Origin of the sequence: Streptomyces malaysiensis subsp. samsunensis (assembly GCF_024519315.1) — a bacterium.
Lineage (GTDB): Bacteria > Actinomycetota > Actinomycetes > Streptomycetales > Streptomycetaceae > Streptomyces > Streptomyces malaysiensis.
In genome coordinates this window covers 1-1,406 of the sequence record NZ_JANIIC010000209.1, presented here as the reverse complement: position 1 = coordinate 1,406, position 1,406 = coordinate 1, and the positions used below count along the sequence as shown (strand labels likewise).

Sequence of the window (1,406 nt, the reverse complement as noted above, 5' to 3'; positions counted from 1 at the left end):
CGGTTCGGGCTGTTCCTGGGCATGTTGGATGTGTGGATACACACGAAGTGAACCGTGTACGGGCGGCGTTGGCGTTATATGTGGCTGATGTGTTCGCCTCAGCGCCGCGCAAGGACCAGCGAGCCAAGGGTGACTGCTATCTGCGGGGACTGATGCTGGACGGCCGCCGCAAGTCGATCCAGGCCATGGCCTCACGGCTGCCGGACGGCAACGAACAGAACCTGCAGCAGTTCGTGAACCAGTCCACCTGGGACCCGGTACCGGTGCAACGGCGGATCTGCGAGCGGATGCTGCCGCTCATCGCCCCGACGGCCTGGGTGATCGATGACGTGTCGGTGCCCAAGGACGGACGGATGTCGGTCGCCGTGGCTCCGCAATACTGCGGGGCACTGGGGAAACGGGCGAACTGCCAGGTGGCGGTCAGCGTCCACGCCGCGAGTACCACCGCTTCCTGCCCGTTGCAGTGGCGCCTGTTCCTGCCCGAGGAGTGGGCCTCGGACACCGCTCGCCGGGCCACAACCCGCATCCCGTCCGACGTCGTGCACCGGGAGAAGTGGCGCCTGGCGGTGGACATGCTCGACACGCTCGCCGGCTGGGGCATGACACCGCCGGCCGTGATCGCTGATGCCGCCTACGGCACCAACGCACACCTGCGGGCCGCCCTGGCCGACCGGGGCTCTCCTACGTACTCGCCATCAAAGCGAATGTGACCGCTCACCCCTTCGATGCCGAGCCCGTGGCCCCGGACCGCAACGGAGCCATCGGCTGCCGGCCCCAGCCCCGCTACCGGGATCCCGCACCCCCGGTGGCGGCTCTGGCCACCGGCCTCGGGCAGGAGACCTTCACCGCTCTCACCTGGCGGCAGGGCTCGCGCGGGGAGTTGCGCTCCCGCTTCGCCGCCGTGCGCGTCCGCCCCGCGGGCAAGGCCGTCGAGCGCCCCATCCGGGCAGCCGCCTCGGCCGAACAGGGCTGGTGGGACGGGATCCTGCCCGACTGCCGGCTGCTGATCGAGTGGCCCGCCGGCGCCGAGGCGCCGACCGACTACTGGCTGTCCAACCTGCCGGCCGACACCCCGATCATCGACCTGGTCCGTCCGGCCAAGGTCCGCCGGCGCATCGAGCACGATTACCGCGTACTCAAGCACGGCCTGGGTCTGGACCACTTCGAAGGCCGTTCCTGGCCGGGCTGGCACCACCATGTCACCCTCGTGACCGCCGCCCACGCCTTCCTCACCGAACAGCGCCTGGCCCCAAAAGCACCCGAACAGGACTCACCCTCTACCAGACCCTCGACACCCTCCAGGACATCCTGAGGTGCTGGACCGGCATCTGCACCACCTGCCACCAACCCCTGCCCAGCAGGACACACACAACACCAAGATCGAGACGAACCTAACGGAGTCCTAT

The 1,406-nt window shown here is 68.8% G+C and carries 1 pseudogene; it reads left to right on the top strand.

Annotated elements, in window-relative coordinates:
• The first annotated feature begins 32 nt into the window (after positions 1–32).
• A pseudogene (locus NQU54_RS48500) lies at positions 33–1,312 on the top strand (IS701 family transposase).
• Positions 1,313–1,406: the final 94 nt, after the last annotated feature.